Annotated in this window: 12 protein-coding genes and 1 other annotated feature (1 of these 13 running past the window's edge); of the genes, 5 read left to right on the top strand and 7 right to left on the bottom strand. The window is 40.2% G+C overall.

Annotation, left to right across the window (positions count from 1 at the left end):
* Positions 1 to 72: a sequence feature (ribosomal protein L10 leader region), on the bottom strand; it reaches 51 nt to the left of the window's first position.
* A gap of 52 nt (positions 73 to 124) precedes the next feature.
* From gatB to dapF, 7 genes are all read right to left on the bottom strand, one after another.
* Entirely contained in the window at positions 125 to 2,995 is a 2,871-nt protein-coding gene (gene gatB, locus ACYQ0N_RS11210; protein ID WP_460162721.1) for an Asp-tRNA(Asn)/Glu-tRNA(Gln) amidotransferase subunit GatB, read from the bottom strand.
* 17 nt (positions 2,996 to 3,012) lie between these two features.
* Complete coding sequence (gene gatA, locus ACYQ0N_RS11205) at positions 3,013 to 4,467, bottom strand: Asp-tRNA(Asn)/Glu-tRNA(Gln) amidotransferase subunit GatA (protein WP_460162720.1); 1,455 nt, start codon at positions 4,465 to 4,467, stop codon at positions 3,013 to 3,015.
* Positions 4,468 to 4,486: 19 nt separating this feature from the next.
* Entirely contained in the window at positions 4,487 to 4,765 is a 279-nt protein-coding gene (gatC, locus tag ACYQ0N_RS11200; RefSeq protein WP_460162719.1) for an Asp-tRNA(Asn)/Glu-tRNA(Gln) amidotransferase subunit GatC, read from the bottom strand.
* A 161-nt stretch (positions 4,766 to 4,926) separates the two neighbouring features.
* Entirely contained in the window at positions 4,927 to 8,457 is a 3,531-nt protein-coding gene (locus ACYQ0N_RS11195; protein ID WP_460162718.1) for a S8 family serine peptidase, read from the bottom strand.
* A 100-nt stretch (positions 8,458 to 8,557) separates the two neighbouring features.
* Positions 8,558 to 8,746, bottom strand: coding sequence for a hypothetical protein (locus ACYQ0N_RS11190; protein ID WP_177533516.1), 189 nt, complete (start codon positions 8,744 to 8,746; stop codon positions 8,558 to 8,560).
* Between the two features lie 95 nt (positions 8,747 to 8,841).
* The gene (locus tag ACYQ0N_RS11185; RefSeq protein ID WP_460162717.1) at positions 8,842 to 10,029 is read right to left on the bottom strand and encodes an LL-diaminopimelate aminotransferase; all 1,188 of its coding nucleotides are present in this window, start codon (positions 10,027 to 10,029) and stop codon (positions 8,842 to 8,844) included.
* A 12-nt stretch (positions 10,030 to 10,041) separates the two neighbouring features.
* Positions 10,042 to 10,890: a diaminopimelate epimerase gene (gene dapF / locus ACYQ0N_RS11180; RefSeq protein ID WP_177533518.1), complete on the bottom strand. Its 849-nt coding sequence runs from the start codon at positions 10,888 to 10,890 to the stop codon at positions 10,042 to 10,044.
* Positions 10,891 to 11,204: 314 nt separating this feature from the next.
* Between dapF and tagD the strand changes: the two genes are divergently transcribed.
* The 5 genes from tagD to ACYQ0N_RS11155 all read left to right on the top strand — a co-directional run bounded on the left by tagD (position 11,205) and on the right by ACYQ0N_RS11155 (position 16,301).
* Positions 11,205 to 11,591, top strand: coding sequence for a glycerol-3-phosphate cytidylyltransferase (gene tagD / locus ACYQ0N_RS11175; protein ID WP_177533519.1), 387 nt, complete (start codon positions 11,205 to 11,207; stop codon positions 11,589 to 11,591).
* A 65-nt stretch (positions 11,592 to 11,656) separates the two neighbouring features.
* Entirely contained in the window at positions 11,657 to 14,059 is a 2,403-nt protein-coding gene (locus tag ACYQ0N_RS11170) for a CDP-glycerol glycerophosphotransferase family protein (RefSeq protein WP_460162716.1), read from the top strand.
* Positions 14,060 to 14,353: 294 nt separating this feature from the next.
* Complete coding sequence (locus tag ACYQ0N_RS11165; protein ID WP_177533521.1) at positions 14,354 to 15,130, top strand: ClpP family protease; 777 nt, start codon at positions 14,354 to 14,356, stop codon at positions 15,128 to 15,130.
* Positions 15,127 to 15,279, top strand: coding sequence for a hypothetical protein (locus ACYQ0N_RS11160; protein ID WP_177533522.1), 153 nt, complete (start codon positions 15,127 to 15,129; stop codon positions 15,277 to 15,279). Before ACYQ0N_RS11165 ends, ACYQ0N_RS11160 begins: the two co-directional genes overlap by 4 nt.
* Before the next feature lie 149 nt (positions 15,280 to 15,428).
* On the top strand, positions 15,429 to 16,301 hold the full coding sequence (locus ACYQ0N_RS11155) for an undecaprenyl-diphosphate phosphatase (protein WP_177533523.1): 873 nt from the start codon (positions 15,429 to 15,431) through the stop codon (positions 16,299 to 16,301).
* The last annotated feature ends 3 nt before the right edge of the window (positions 16,302 to 16,304 follow it).

Raw genomic sequence — 16,304 nt, 5'->3', positions numbered from 1 at the left:
TTTAATGCACATTCCTCGGCTGGATTTACGGATTTCTCCACCAACTGTCTTTAGAATACGATTTGTTTTAACAACTTTAACATTATAGCACACAGTTCATTAACTGTCAAGCGTTTTTTTAAAATTACGGCAGCAGCCTGTTTATGTCTCTCGGGAACATGCTGCACATTCTCACGTTAGGAGCGTTGATAATCTTCATAACGAGTCTTTCAAGTCCTATACCGAGACCGCCGTGGGGCGGCAGGCCGTATTTATGAGCCTCAAGATAATATCTGAAGTCGTCCGGATTAAGTCCCTGAGCTTTCATTTTTTCAATCTGTTCGTTATAATCATGGATACGCTGACCTCCGCTGGTGATTTCAAGACCGCGGAAAAGCAGATCGAATTTATAGGCAAGACGCGGATCCTCTCTGTCATTCATAGCATAAAACGGCGGTTTTGAGGAAGGGAAGTGAGTTACAAAAATAAAATCGCTTTCAAAGGTTTCCTTTGCATATTCGCATATTGCAACTTCGTCCTCCGGCTCAAGATCCAGCTTGTTTTTTGAGCCTTTGCTTCCAAGTATTTCCTTAACCTCGAGGAGAGTAACACAGGGGATTTCGTTTATAACCGGAATGTCGGCTCCGAGAATTTCAATTTCATGAGCATAATTATTTCTTAAATAGTCCATTACATATTTCAGCATTGCTGTTTCCATTGACATAACGTCATACATACTGTCTATATAGCCCATTTCAAAATCAAGCCCGATATATTCGTTAATATGCCTTGAGGTAGCATGCTTTTCCGCACGGTAAACCGGTCCTATTTCAAAAACCCTGTCAAAGAATGCGACAGCGGTTTGCTTGTAAAATTGCGGAGACTGATTCAGAAACGCCGGCTTATCAAAATATTCAAGATGGAATATATTTGAGCCGCCTTCCGCTCCCTGAGCCACTATTTTGGGCGTATGGATTTCTGTGAAGTTTTCTTTAAGCATAAATTCTCTGAATCCGTTGCACACGCCCTCCTGAAGCTTAAATATTGCTCGCTCGTATGCGTTTCTTAATGCGACTGAACGGTTATTCAGATTAATGTCAAGGGTACATCCGAGACGTCTGTTAGGAACGTGAAGCGGGTATTCTTCCGCCGGATTAGATATAAGAGAAATGCTTTTTAGGATGATTTCAATTCCGTTGTAGCCTTTTTCATTTTCAGTTACAGTACCGGTGATATTAACAAAAAATCCTTCTTTAAGTCCATCAATACTGTCTGTGCAGTTTTCACCGGAATATATTGTCTGAAGAAGGTATCTTCCCGTTCTGACAACTATAAATGAGAATTCGCTCATATTCCTGATTTTGTAAACGCAGCAGTCGATTGTAATATCTTTTCCTATATTGCTTAAAGCGTCTGAAAGCTCGAATTCTTTTTTTAGCTTGTCGGGGCTTATCTGCATTATATTATTTGACGACGACGGCTTATAAGCTTTAGGATTCTCATAAGCCTTAAGGCCTATTTTAATATCCTCTTCGCTTTTGTCGTTATTATTATCTGATTGATTTGAAACCGGCTTATCAGACAATGATTTTAATTTTTTCTCAAGCTCATCCTTTATCGCCTTTGGAGTGCATACGCCCTTTAGTTTCTTTGAACATTGTCCCATCAGGAATCCAAAAACCTTTGTTTCTCCGCTGACGTATTGTTCAACAGCCTGTTTATTGGCGGAGAGAATATCTTCAATTGTTTTTGCCGCCCTTGACATATCGTTTACGATAAGCATTCCTTTTTCATCTGCAATTTGCTCCGGAGATTTTCCGGACGCTATCATTTCACGCAGTATAGCCTTCGCGTCGTTTTTGGATACCTTTTCTGCGTCCGCCATTTCAACGAGCTTTGCAAAGGCGTCGGCTGTAAACGGAAGGCTTTCCATTGTTACCTCTCCGAGATTTACACGTCTGAGAAGCTCGACAATTACAAAGTTAGCTATGCTTTTTGGATTGTTATACGCGCCGACCGCCAGATCGTAAAAATCAGAAACGGTCTTCTGATTTACGAGGATTTTAGCGTCGACTTCCGACAGACCGTATTGTTCTGTGTATCTGTCAAGCCGTTTGTGAGGCATTTCCGGAAGCGATGATTTTATATTATCGAGCATTTCGTCTGTGAAATTTACCTGCAATATATCCGGCTCGGGGAAGTAACGATAATCATGTGCGTCCTCTTTTGTTCTCATAGAGGTTGTTTCGCCTCTGTTATCGTTATAGCGTCTGGTTTCCTGTATTACGCGCTTTCCCATATCGAGCAGTCTTGATTGTCTTTTAATTTCGTATTCAATTGCGCGTCCGATTGATTTTAGAGAATTCAGATTTTTGCATTCCGTTCTTGTTCCGAACTCCTTGTCTCCCGGCTTCATAATTGAAACGTTTACGTCGCAGCGCAGCGAACCCTGCTCCATTTTACAGTCGCAGACACCGGCGTATTGAAGCAAAAGGCTTACTTTCTCAAAAAAAGCCTTAGCTTCTTCAGCGGAAGAAATATCCGGCTCCGTAACGATTTCTATCAATGGAACGCCGCAGCGGTTATAGTCTGCAAGCGATACTGCGTTAAAATCGTCGTGTACTAATTTTCCCGCGTCCTCTTCAAGATGTATACGGTTTACTCTTATATTTTTTTTCTTTCCGTTTACTTCGATAGGTACGATACCGTTTATACAAAGAGGTCTTTCAAGCTGCGAAATCTGATATGCTTTTGGAAGATCGGGGTAGAAATAGTTTTTACGGTCAAATACGGAAAATTTATTTATATCGCATCCAAGAGCAAAACCTGCTTTGACCGCGTATTCTACCGCCGTCTGATTTATTACCGGAAGAGTTCCGGGCATGCCTGTGCAAACCGGACAGCATCTTGAATTCGGATCTCCTCCGAATTCAGCGTTGCAGGTACAGAAAACCTTAGATTTGGTCAGAAGCTCCGCATGGATTTCCAGACCAATTACTGGAATATATGATGACATTATTATTTACCCTCCAATCAGACAAGCTTCGGCGCCTTATAGTCGAATATGCGTTCAAAAGCGTCGGCGGCTCCGATAATCGCGGCCTCGTCGAATTTTTTTCCGATAACAGACATACCTATAGGCATTCCTTCGGTGTTATAACCGCATGTTGTAGATATAGCGGGAAGAGAGGCTATATTAACGGTGACGGTACATATATCCGCCTTATACATTTTAGCCGGATCCGCTATATTTTCATCTGCTCCGAACGCTGTGGAAGGAGCGGTCGGAGTCAGGATAATATCGCATTTTTCAAAGATATTGTCGTATTCATTGGAAATTTTCTGCTTTAACGCAAGCGCCTTACCGTAATATGCGTCATAGTATCCGCTTGAAAGGGCGTAATTTCCCAGCAGTATTCTACGCTTTACTTCGCTTCCGAATCCTTCGGATCTGGAATTACAGATAAGCTCGTTGAAGTTTTCTCCGATTTCACTTCTATGTCCGTATTTTATACCGTCATATCTTGAAAGATTAGACGAAGCTTCGGCTGAAGAAATAAGATAATATGCCGGAACGGCGTATTTAAGGCTTGGCATGCTGCATTCTATCAGTTCTGCGCCCATTTCCTCATATTTTTTTGCGGCTGCAATAACTGCGTCGGCAACCTCGCGGTCAATGCCTTCGCCGTAAAATTCCTTTGGAAGCGCGATTTTAACGCCCTTCATGCTTTTTCCGATTGCAGACGTATAATCTATTGTCGGATTTTTTGAAGCTGTGCCGTCGTGACGATCATATCCGGCGATTGCGTTGAGAATTATACCGCAGTCATGCGCGTCCTTAGCGACCGGACCGATCTGATCAAGCGAAGATGCAAAAGCTATCAGACCGTATCGTGATATTCGGCCGTAGGTAGGCTTTAAGCCCGTTACGCCGCAGAATGACGCAGGCTGTCTTATAGAACCGCCTGTATCCGAGCCGAGCGAAGCCGCGCATAATGAGGCTGATACGCAGGAGGCGGAGCCGCCCGACGAGCCGCCCGGAACCTTTTTTATATCGTAAGGATTTTTTGTTTTGGCAAAAGCCGAGGTTTGCGTCGAGCCGCCCATGGCAAACTCATCCATACTGGTTTTGCCCAGCAGCACTATCCCTTTGCTGTAAAGCTTTTCCATTACGGTTGCGTTATAGGGCGGTATAAAATTTTCAAGCATTTTTGAAGCGCAGGTAGTTTTTATTCCGTCTGTGCAGATATTATCCTTGACTGCTATAGGTATACCGCAAAGCTCGGGCGCATTTCCGCTGTCAATTCTTTTCTGAGCGTTTTCAGCGTCAAGCAGCGCTTTTTCTTTTGTTACGGTAATGTAGCTTTCAAGCTTTCCGTCATATTTTTCTATTCTGTCGATATAAGAGCACGCAAGCTCGGCGGCGGAAATCTCTTTGCTGTCGAGCAGCTTTCTCATATCTCTTATTTTAAGATTTGTAATATCCATTTCTTAACCTCTGATTAATTTATTCAACTACCTTCGGAACGACAAAACAATCTTCACTGTTCAGAGCGTTCTGAAGTATTTTCTGCGTCGGCATACTCGGTTCTGAGGCGTCTTCGCGCAAATCGTTAAGATAAACGTTTTTATTATCCGCCAGAGCGTCGTATTTAATGTCTATTTCTTTAATAGTATCCATGATTTCAATAATATTGGTCATTTCCTCCGCGGTTTTTTTCAGTTCCTCTTCGGTAAAAGATAATTTTCCGAGCCTGGAGAGATATGAGACCATTTCAAGATCCATAACAAATCCTCTTTTCTGTTAAAATAAACTTATATTTAATTATACAATATTTCAATAGCTATTGCAAGTTTTTTTCCAATTATATTTTAAAATAATGGAAGGCTGTTTATATTATTGACGGATTATGAAAAAATAACGGGTACGAAAGTACCCGTTATTAATTAATTCGAACTTGGCATCAGTGTTCTCGCTATACCGATTGCGTCATAAAGATCTATTTGTCCGTTTAAATCATAGTCGGCGAGATAGGCTTCAAATGAGCCTTCAAAGTTTACGAAATCATTTTTGAATGAGCCGTTAGGATTGCTTTGCCAGATTAAATATTTTGCAATTTTTATGGCGTCGTAAAGGTCGGTTACATTATTGCGGTCAGTATCTCCGGCAAGTCCTACGTTTACGGGAATACTCGCTATTTCAAGAGAACCGAGCATAACAGAGATCTCGGTTATACCCTCGGCATAAGCCTTTTCCGGAGTTGATGAAACATTGAAATCGATATCGTTTCCCATAGAATCTGTCAGGGATATTTTATTTTTGAAGGTTCTGTCGGCGGTTGAGAAGAACATGTTTTCATCAAAGTTAAGAAAATATTCTTCGTCAGCGCTGTCGGCGCTTACAGTAACGCGGTTCCCGGCGGCGTCATAAATCTCCGAAGAGCACGAGTCGTCGTTTTGCGGCAAACCGAGAGTAATAATGCAGTTTTTTACATTGCTGTCGCAATAATAGGCGTCTATCAGCTCCGATTCTCCGGCGCTATTATTATCGATAAGAAGCGCTCCCTGAATGGCGTTTGCATCGCTTGCCTTAATTAGCAAATATTTCTCGTCGTTAATGGTAATAGTAGAGCATTCCTCTATTGAAGGAGGCGTGAGGTCTATAATGAATTCCTGAGAAATAATCTCCTTTTGACCGGATATCGGTTTGATTGCCGATAGCTTTAATTCATAGATTTCACCATCGGAAACTCCTGCAAAATCCCAGTTTATTTTATATGAATTGTTAATAGGCTCCTGGTTTTCATCAGCGCTCCATCCTCCGTCCTCCATAATAAATTGTTCGGAATAAACAAGTTCGTGAGTTGAATTACTGTATATTTCCGCCTCTACATTATAGCAGCGTCTTTTAAAACCGAGATACAGGAGCATATTATCTAAAATGTTATCTCCGTTAGGAGAAAAGGAAGGAGTATTTATTATAGTTTCATCAAAAATTCCGGCAACAGCGTTTAATCCAGCCGGATTATAATTTCCGTCAGCCATGATAGACGGATAGAGAGACGGCAGCTTGCGTGAATTATATATAAACGGCTCAAATACTTCAGAATCAGACCATGAGCCGTAAAATCCCATAAAGGGAAGAGTGAGGTCGGGAGCTGATTCGTTTTTCAGATATATATAGCCGTCTATAAACGTTCCGTTAGCGAAATTATCCTGTATGTATTCCGCTTCGTCTGTGCTAATGCTTACGGTTACATTTAAAGCAACGGATTCTCCGGCAGGAACCGTTATTTCTGAAATCTCGGAAAAGCCCTGCTTAAAAGTAGTTTTAGCTTCGATCTTTTTTGTATTCCATGCAAGCTGATCTTCTTCGGAATCATCCCGGAAAACATCTGATGAAAGATTGTAAGTCTGAGCAGTATCAGAAATATTTTTGATATTGAACGTAAAACTGAACGATCCGAGATTTTGGTCCAGACCGTCTCCAAGAGAAATTTTTGGACGGTAATTATCCTTTTGGCTATCTGTGTAAAGATAAGCCGGAGTTTTAATCGCTGATTCTACATTTGCAATTCCGCTGCCCTGAACTCTCGGCGAAGCGATTTCCAGTCCGTCGGAGCTGTAAATCGGCGTAGAGGTAGACATCAAAAGTCTTGCCATAAGTTCGGGGTAATCTGAATTATTCTGTATTCCGTATTTATCCTTGTTGTCTGTCAGATATTCCTTAAGTAAAGCCGCCATTCCGGTCAACTGCGGAGAAGACATCGACGTGCCCGACATAGGTCCGTATTCGTTTTCGGGATAAGAAGATATGATGTTACCTCCGAATGCGGTTATATCAGGCTTTAAAGTCAGATCCTCCGTGTAATCCCATGAAGAAAATTCACTCATGCTTTTACTGAATGAAGCTATGATTTGTTTTTCTGACGGAAACGTTATTGCTTTATCATTGAATCCTATTAATTCCATTCCGCTTTCATAGGATATGAAACCGGACGGCAGAACAGAGCACTGCGGCGTTAGCAGACCGTTTTCATTGTTATAAAAGATTACCCCTACTGCCCCGTTAGCTTTAGCGTTTTCGGCTTTTTCGTCAAAGGTCAGCTCTCCCCTTGAAATTAAGGCGATTTTTCCTTTGACGTCAATATTTTTATAATCCTCCGGATAGCCAAGTCCGGGGACGGCGGCGTATTCCATAGTCATATCCGCAAAAGCCGTATTGATATCCTTTGATCCCGACATTATTTCAAAGTTTTTGCCCGACGACGATATTACTCTTTTCTCTGAAACGGTGTTTTCCGCAGAGCCTACTGAAAGAACGGAGGAAATCCCGTTTGGCGTGCCTCCGCTGCTGTAATCGGTATTAATCAAAGAATCGTTTCCCTGATAATTTATTTTGGCGTTGTTGCCGGCAGCCGAGCAAAAAAGAATACCTGATTCCGTCATGTTTTCAATCGCTTCACTTTCATATTTTATAGCGTTGCTATTGACGAATCCCGCGCCCCAGCTCGCGTTTACTATGTCGGCTCCTAAATATGTACAGTCATCGAAAGCCGCAAGCAAGGCGTAGGAGCATAAATTATACGAGGACATCAGCAGAAGCTGAGCATTTGGCGCCGCTCCCTTTGCATTATATTTATCGTCTGTTTCAGCGTTTCCGTTTCCCGCCGCTATACCTGCTACATGGGTACCGTGGAAGTCGTTGGGATTGTTTTTATAATCTATCGAGGTGTCGTTATTGTGGTTTTCATAATTAAAGCGAAACGGTATTTTTTCATTATAATAATAATTACTTCCGTTGTCACTGTCTGCTGAAAGATAAGGGGCTACCGTGCCGATATCTTCCGCACTGAGCCTATAGGAAGCTTCAGATGACGGAGTGCTGATAAATTCGTGAGACAAATCGAATTCGTTGTCGATTATCGCTATAACAGTTGAATCGCCCTTGTTTTCAACCTTGCTTATTCCGGTTTCCTCAAGAATCCTGTCAGTCAGGTCGCTGTAGGACATGGCGGAGGTTTTAGACTGCTTATCCGCTGAGGATGGCTCCTGATTATTATTGTAAAAATCGGATATATAAATATCCTTTAATCCGAGACTGTCCTTGTTATACCAGATTTTCTTATATTCCGATTCCTTTAAGACAACGGAAAATCCATTGTATACCGATGTGTAGTCATAAATGATTTCATTACTTTTGCCTAAAAGGCCGTTGATTTTACCGAGAGCCTCACCGTGATCCGCCTTAAGCTTATCATATGCTGTTTTGCCCTCGGCAGTGAATATAAACTGATCCGTTCCGAATTGCTTGGCGTAATCGTAGCATGACAAAGGCTTGTCGTCCAGTGAAACTATACAGTAATAGCTGTTATCCCGCGGAGCCTGCTCGTTATATAAAAACGAAGCGTTTGCAATAGTTCCCAGCGCATTAGCTGCAAGTACCGCTGCCGAAAGCGCCGATATAAGCTTTTTCATTAGTTACCTCCGATTTAAAAATATTTCATTTAAAATTATATACCTAAAAGCAAAACAAGTCAAATAAAAGGCCTCCCAAGAAGGGAAGCCTTCAGATTGTTCAATCCTCTGTTTCCTTATATATTTCAGGAAGATTGAAATCCATCAGATCCTCATACGATTCATATTCAGATTCGTTCAAAACTGCGGAAGGGATAAGTCCCGTACAGTCGTTGGCGCTGCCTGCTTCGCTATACATTAAGTCCTCGTAAGCTTTCGTTACCGGACGCTTGTCTTTTTCAGGTTTCATTTTATGCTCCTTCTTAAAATAATATTTCTGCATTTATTTTAAGAAGATTACGGGCAATTATTCATAGCTTTATATAAAATAATCTGAGGACGTTCTTATTTCGTCATAAGTTTTTTAAATCTTTCCATTGCTTCTATTGTATTTTCCCTGTCGCCGAACGAGGTAAGTCTGAACCAGCCTTCTCCGTTCTTTCCGAAGCCCTCGCCCGGAGTTCCGACAACGTAAATATTATTTATCAGATAATCAAAGAATTCCCAGCTTCCCATACCGTCCGGGCATTTAAGCCATATATACGGCGAATTTATTCCGCCCGTATATTTTATTCCAAGCTCGTCCATTGTTTTTGAAATAATTTTAGCGTTTTCCTGATAGTACGCTATATTTTCCTTTATCTGTTTTCTACCCTTTTCCGAAAAGACGGCCTTTGCCGCGCATTGAACAGGGTAGGATACTCCGTTGAACTTGGTGGAAAGTCTTCTGTACCAAAGCTTGTATATATTAACTCCGTCAAGAACAAGCTCTTTAGGTATAACTGTATAGCCGCATCTTGTACCGGTAAATCCGGCGGTTTTTGAAAGAGAGCACATTTCAATAGCGCAGGTCCTTGCCCCTTCAATTTCCAATATGCTTCTGGGAACGTCGTCTTCAGTTATAAACGCTTCATATGCGGCGTCGTAAATTATCAGCGAGTTATTTACATTGGCATAATCAATCCATTCCTTTAGCTGAGCCTTTGTATAGCACGAGCCTGTCGGGTTATTAGGAGAGCAAAGATAAATTATATCGGCCTTTACGTTCGGATCGGGCATAGCGCAGAAACCGTTTTCTTCGTTTGCGTCGGCATAAAGGATTTTTCTTCCGGCCATTATATTTGAATCGACATATACCGGATAGACCGGATCGGTAACAAGAACCGTGTTGTCGGCTGAAAATATATCGCCGATATTTCCGGCGTCGCTTTTTGCTCCGTCGTTTATAAGAATTTCGTCCGGTGATACGCTGACGCCGAAGCTTTCATAATATTCGGATATAGCTTCTCTTAAAAATCCGTAGCCCTCATAATCGGGATAACCTTTAAAGGTTTCCTTAACGCCCATTTCATCGCAGCCCTTTTTCATGGCTTCAACAACGGCCGGCGCAAGGGGCAGCGTCACGTCGCCGATTCCAAGCCTTATTATTTTTTTGTCAGGATTTTTCGCGGTAAATTCATTGACTCTTTTAGCAATCTCTGCAAAAAGATAGCTTGGCACAAGGTTTTCAAAATTTTTGTTTACTTTTGTCATTTTATAACTCCTTTATTTTATATGGCTTATATCAATTTCCCCGTCGCAGATAAAAGCGGCCGGCCCTTTCATAATTACGTTTCCGTCTTCGTTCCAGACTATATTGAGATCGCCTCCTCTGAGACGAACAGTAATTTCTTCTCCTCTGCTGCAAAATCCGTTTAATACCGAAGCGACTGCCGAAGCGCACGCTCCCGTTCCGCAGGCAAAGGTTTCTCCGCTGCCTCGTTCCCAGACTCTCATATGAAGAGTATGGGAATTTTCAACCTTGATAAATTCAGTATTTATTCTGTCAGGAAAAAGTTCGTTATATTCAAAGAGCGGTCCGACGCTTTCAAGATTCAAATCGTCAATTGAATCAAAATAAACGACGGCGTGAGGATTTCCCATAGAAACGCAGGTTATTTTATACTCTGTTCCTCCGATTATTACCGGCTCGGAAATGAATTTTTCCTTATCGGAATTAACCGGTATTTCTCTCGGAAGTAAAACCGCCTGTCCCATATTTACTTCTACCGATTCAACCTTTCCGTTTACAGGAAACAGCTTTAGATATTTTATTCCTGAATTAGTTTCAAGCGTCAATTCTGTTTTACCGGTCATGCCCTTGTCGAATACATATTTTCCTATGCATCTTGTTGCGTTTCCGCACATCATAGCCTCTGAACCGTCCGCATTGAAAATTCTCATTCTGAAATCAGCCTTATCGGACGGAAGTATGAGAACAAGACCGTCAGAACCGATTCCTTTATGACGGTCGCTTACATAAACCGAAACCTTTTCCGGATTTTCAACCTTTTCTTCAAAGCAATTGATGTAGATATAATCGTTTCCGATTCCGTGCATTTTAGAAAATCTCAACTAAACCTCTCCTTTTTATAAATCTTACCATTTACAAGTATATAATATTTTCAGAAAAAAATCAATAACCGCCGTCTTTAAATGACAATTTTTTATTTTTTATAAGAAAATCGGCGTTTATTTTAACGTTTTATTAATTTTCAATAGGCGAAGCGTTTATTTTGAACATTTTGTGTGAAAAATATTTATCAATAAACAAAGGAATCCGCGGTATCCGATTTTTCTTGACAAAAGCCGTTTTTTAGGATATACTGAAATTTACGGTGTAAAATTATGTAAATATAATTTTACAACTTTTTAATAGGAGGAAAACTGTGAAAAAAATTATAACCTACGGAACGTTCGATCTGCTTCACTACGGTCATATAAATTTACTCCAGCGGGCAAAAGCGCTGGGGGATTATCTTATAGTTGCTCTTTCGACTGACGAATTTAACTGGAATTCAAAACAGAAAAAATGCTATTTTACTTATGAGCAGAGAAAGCGGCTTCTTGAAGCCGTAAGATACGTTGATCTTGTTATTCCGGAGAAAAACTGGGATCAGAAAATAAACGATGTAAAGGAATTTAAAGTAGACGCTTTTGTCATGGGGGACGATTGGACCGGTAAATTTGATTTTCTTAAGGATTACTGCGAGGTAGTATATCTTCCGAGGACTCCTGAGATTTCTACAACTCAGATCAAACAGGATTTGAAATAACGGTTTTAAGGAATACGCCGGTTATTCCGCATAATATTTTTTGACATTTTTACGGAGGATGTTAAATGGCGTTAAAGAAGAGTGCAAAAAAAATTCTGAATAAAATCAAAACACGTATCTGGTTCAGCTTGTATTACGGTATTTATCAGAAATCAAAGCTTGATAAAAACCTGGTGCTGATCGAATCAAGAAGCGGATCTGATCTTGCCGGTAATATACTATATATTACGAAGGAGCTTTATGAGAATCCGGATTACAGGCGTTTAAAGCTTTGTATATCGGCTAAGTCATTCAAATTTCAGGAAGTAAGAGCTATTCTAAATCATTATAAAATAAAGAAAATAAAGATGCTTCGCGCGGAATCAATCAGATATTATAAATTTGCATCAAAAGCAAAATACCTTGTAAACGATACTTCATTTCCGAGAAGATTTATAAAAAAGGAAGGCCAGATAATTTTAAATACCTGGCACGGAACTCCCCTTAAAAATATGGGAAGAGACGTGGAGTCAGAGGTATATAATATGGGAAACGTTATGCGAAATCTTATTTTTGCCGATTATCTTATATTCCCTAATGAATATATGAAGGAAAAAATGGTAAGCGCATATATGCTTGAAAATTTAAGCGGAGCGACAGTTTTAAACGAAGGCTATCCGAGAAATTCGGTTTTTTTCGATAATAAAAGAAGGGAAGAGCTAAGGAAGAAATTCGGACATGATAATAAGGAAGTAATTGTTTATATGCCGACATGGCGCGGAAAGGTCAACAGCTTTGATACTGACCGTGTGATTTTTGAGACGGAACAGTTTCTTAATCAGATGGACGAAAGACTTAATGATAATCAGGTTTTACTTGTTAAGTATCATCCTCTTATGAAGATTGATTTTGACGGCGGTAAATACCGGCATATAAAATCATTTCCTATGGGCTATGAGTATTATGAAATACTTAATACTGCCGATATTTTAATTACGGATTATTCGAGCGTATTTTATGACTTTGCCAATTCCGGCAGAAAAATAATATTGTATACGTATGACAAGGAAGAGTATTTCCGTGACAGAGGGGTTTATGTTTCTCTCGACGATTTTCCATTTCCGCAGGCGGAAAATGTAGACGGTCTTATGGAAGCTATTAATTCGCCGAAGGACTATGACGATACGGAATTCAGGAAGAAGTACTGTACGTATGATAACCCTGAAGCTGCCAGAAAAATCTGTCAGCGTGTATTTCTCGGCAAAAAGGTTACAAATGAAGAAAGGATCGTGCCGAACGGCAAGAAGAATGTGCTTATTTATGCCGGCGACCTGAATAAGAACGGGATTACAACTGCGATGCTCTCTGTACTTGATAATATTGATCTTGATAAATATAACTATTATATCTCTTTTAGAGAAAGGAATCTGCGCGCAGATCCTCTGCGTACAAAGGTTATACCTGAAAGAGTGGGTATAATACCTATAAGCAGCGAGGTATTTTTTGACATCAAAACAGCAAGAGCCTATAATTCAATGGTTAAGCATGGCAGAGAAACGAAAAAAAACAAAAAAATACTTGGACAATCATATTCAAGAGAGATCAGACGGCATTTTTACGGTATAAAATTTGATCATGTAATACATTTTAATGGGTATGAAAATAATATAATTATAATGCTTACGCAGTTTGATGCGAGAAAAACTATTTTTGTGCATAATGATATGGTACAGGAAATCGAAACCAGAAATAATCAGAGCGAATATCTGCTGCGTTGGGCTTATAACGTATGCGATAATGTTGTGGCGGTTTCTGAGGATATTGTGGAACCAACTTATCAGATAAGCGGAAGAAAGGATAACATTAAAGTTATAAGTAATTTTCATAATCATGAATTAGTTATTCTTAAAGGAGATATGCCGGTTGAATTTCAGAAGGATACTGAGATTTTCTGTCCTCATGCCAATGGCATTAATCATATTTTGAATTCAAACGGAATAAAATTTATTACAATAGGTCGTTTTTCTCCTGAAAAAGGACATTTTCGTCTGATAGACGCTTTTGAGGCTTTTCACAGAGATTATCCGGAATCTAAGCTCATAATTATCGGAGGAGCCGGCAATCTTTACGGAAAAACTATTCAAAAGGCAAGAAACACAGACTGCTGGGACGATATAGCTATAATAAAATCTGTGCAGAATCCTATGCCTATACTGAAAAGGTGCAGCATGTTTATTTTATCATCTGTATATGAGGGACTGGGATTAGTAATGCTGGAGGCAGATTCTCTTGGAATACCTGTTTTTTCTACTGATGTACATGGTCCGAGCAACTTTTTGAAAAAATACGGCGGATATCTTGTAGAGGACAGTACGGAGGGTATTCTTCAGGGAATGTATGATTATGCTAACGGGAAAATAAAGCCCATGAATATAGATTACGCTGCAAGAAATGCTGATATAAGAAATAAGCTTGAAGAAATATTATAATTGAAGAGGCTTGTCCGTTACGGACAGGCCTCGTCTTGTTGAAAATAACATTATACAGATATCTATGAATGTAATTAACATGTAATGTAATATATATATTACCCTGAAGTAAAAGTAATTTGAAGGTCGGGATTTTTATTTTTTCCGTCTGTTTCTTGCTGTCTAATTTATATACTTCTTATTTTACAGGAAGTTTAATTGACATTAAATGTGAAATCGATTATAATTAAAATAAGTGTATAAATTCACCGCTGAGAATAATAATATTATTATTTGAATGAAAGGCGGATTTGAATGAAATCACAGGATTATGATGAAAACGAAAAAAATAACAACGATAAAGACGACGAAAACGGAGCTTCGGATACGGACGAAAGTCTTGACCGTGCGGAACTGATAGAAAAAACCGGCGAGGTTGTTTCTCATAATGCAAAGCACCTTATCCATTGCCTTACTGTTATAGGACAGGTGGAGGGACATTATGTTCTTCCGTCGCAGAATAAGACCACAAAATACGAACATATAATGCCGGCTCTTGTTGCGATAGAACAGGACAGAACTATTGAAGGGCTGGTTATTATACTGAACACAGTCGGAGGCGACGTCGAGGCGGGACTGGCAATTGCGGAGCTTATAGCGGGCATGAAAACGCCGACCGTATCCCTTGTTGTCGGGGGCGGTCATTCAATCGGCGTTCCCCTTGCAGTCAGCGCGATGAAGTCGTTTATCGTTCCGTCCGCGACTATGACCATACATCCGGTAAGAATGAACGGACTTGTTTTGGGAGTGCCTCAGACGCTTTCATATTTTGATAAAATGCAGGACAGAATCGTGAACTTTGTAACGGCAAACAGCGGTATAAGCGAGGATGATTTCCGAAGTCTCATGATGAAGACAGGAGAACTTGTAATGGATGTCGGAACCGTTGTTGACGGAGCAAAGGCCGTTGAAATCGGACTTATAGACAGCTTAGGCGGATTAAGCGACGCTATCGAGTGTCTTTATGATCTTATAGAACAGTCCGGAGAAAAATATCCTGACAACGAGGAAAACGGAGAGGATGAAAAATGATTATTCATACAATAATAGATCCTTTGGATATATTTTACGAAGAGCCAAAACAGCCTGAGGCGCAAAACTCAGAATCGTTTTCTACCGATCCTTATTTTTTTCTTCAGAAAGACGAGTATTACAAAAATTATATTCAAAAGGCGGAATGAGCTTTTTTATCGCTTGTAAAAACTCATACGTCAGGCAATACGGCCCGCCGCTGCCATGAAGCGGCTACGGCGGTACATATTAAATCTCTGAGAGCCGCATGAGATTTTGTTAGGTTATGTATCGGTCGGTGCGGCAGAAGGAGATAAATATGTCATTTTTAGAAGCTTTAATGCAGGGAATTATCCAGGGGCTTACGGAATTTCTTCCGGTATCAAGCTCAGGTCATCTATCGCTTTATCAGCATTTTACCGGAAATAACGGGGAAGGCGCTTTGCTTTTTTCAGCCGTGCTTCATCTTGGTACGCTGGTTGCAGTTTTTATTGCATTTCGAAAAACAATCTGCGAGCTGTTAGTTGAACTGTTTTATCTTATTAAAGATATATTTACGGGAAAATTCAAGTGGAAAGCCATGAATCCTCAGAGAAGAGCTATTATTATGATGGTTATATCGCTAGCTATGCTAATACCGTTTTACATATTTAAGGATTACTTTGAAAGAGCTGCCGAGGACAGCGATATTATAATCGAGGGTTTATGCTTTCTTTATACCTCCGTTATTCTTTTTATTTCTGACAGATGCGTTAAGGGAAATAAAAAGTTCGGCGATATAACAACAAAAAACGCCGTTACGGTCGGAACATTTCAGGGAATTGCTCTTCTGCCCGGAATTTCGAGATCTGGATCGACAATATCCAGCGGTCTGTTCTGCGGCTTTGAGAGAGAAACGGCGGTGCAGTATTCATTTATTCTCGGCATACCCGCAATACTCGGCGGCTGTCTGCTTCAGGTAAAGGATGCCGTTGAGCAGAAAGCTCTTGAGTTTGATTTTGTGAATTTTGCTGTTGGTTTTATAGTATCTGCAATTGTTGGGATATGTGCGATTAAAATGGTGAATTGGCTTGTTAAATCGGATAAGTTCAAGGTTTTCGCTATATATACGTTTATTTTAGGAATCGCAGTTATAGGAATAGGTATATTTGAGCATTCAGTTGGAATGAATATAGTGGAATACTTTAAATAAAAT

Source organism: Ruminococcus sporogenes (assembly GCF_054655175.1).
Note: the sequence above shows the minus strand (reverse complement) of the source record. Positions and strands in the feature narration are given on the sequence as shown.

Coding starts and splice junctions, on each gene's coding strand:
- ACYQ0N_RS11160 (WP_177533522.1), top strand. CDS start 15,127: ATGATTATTCATACAATAATAGATCCTTTGGATATATTTTACGAAGAG.
- ACYQ0N_RS11195 (WP_460162718.1), bottom strand. CDS start 8,457: ATGAAAAAGCTTATATCGGCGCTTTCGGCAGCGGTACTTGCAGCTAAT.
- ACYQ0N_RS11155 (WP_177533523.1), top strand. CDS start 15,429: ATGTCATTTTTAGAAGCTTTAATGCAGGGAATTATCCAGGGGCTTACG.
- gatC (WP_460162719.1), bottom strand. CDS start 4,765: ATGGATCTTGAAATGGTCTCATATCTCTCCAGGCTCGGAAAATTATCT.
- ACYQ0N_RS11170 (WP_460162716.1), top strand. CDS start 11,657: ATGGCGTTAAAGAAGAGTGCAAAAAAAATTCTGAATAAAATCAAAACA.
- gatB (WP_460162721.1), bottom strand. CDS start 2,995: ATGTCATCATATATTCCAGTAATTGGTCTGGAAATCCATGCGGAGCTT.
- ACYQ0N_RS11165 (WP_177533521.1), top strand. CDS start 14,354: ATGAAATCACAGGATTATGATGAAAACGAAAAAAATAACAACGATAAA.
- ACYQ0N_RS11190 (WP_177533516.1), bottom strand. CDS start 8,746: ATGAAACCTGAAAAAGACAAGCGTCCGGTAACGAAAGCTTACGAGGAC.
- ACYQ0N_RS11185 (WP_460162717.1), bottom strand. CDS start 10,029: ATGACAAAAGTAAACAAAAATTTTGAAAACCTTGTGCCAAGCTATCTT.
- gatA (WP_460162720.1), bottom strand. CDS start 4,467: ATGGATATTACAAATCTTAAAATAAGAGATATGAGAAAGCTGCTCGAC.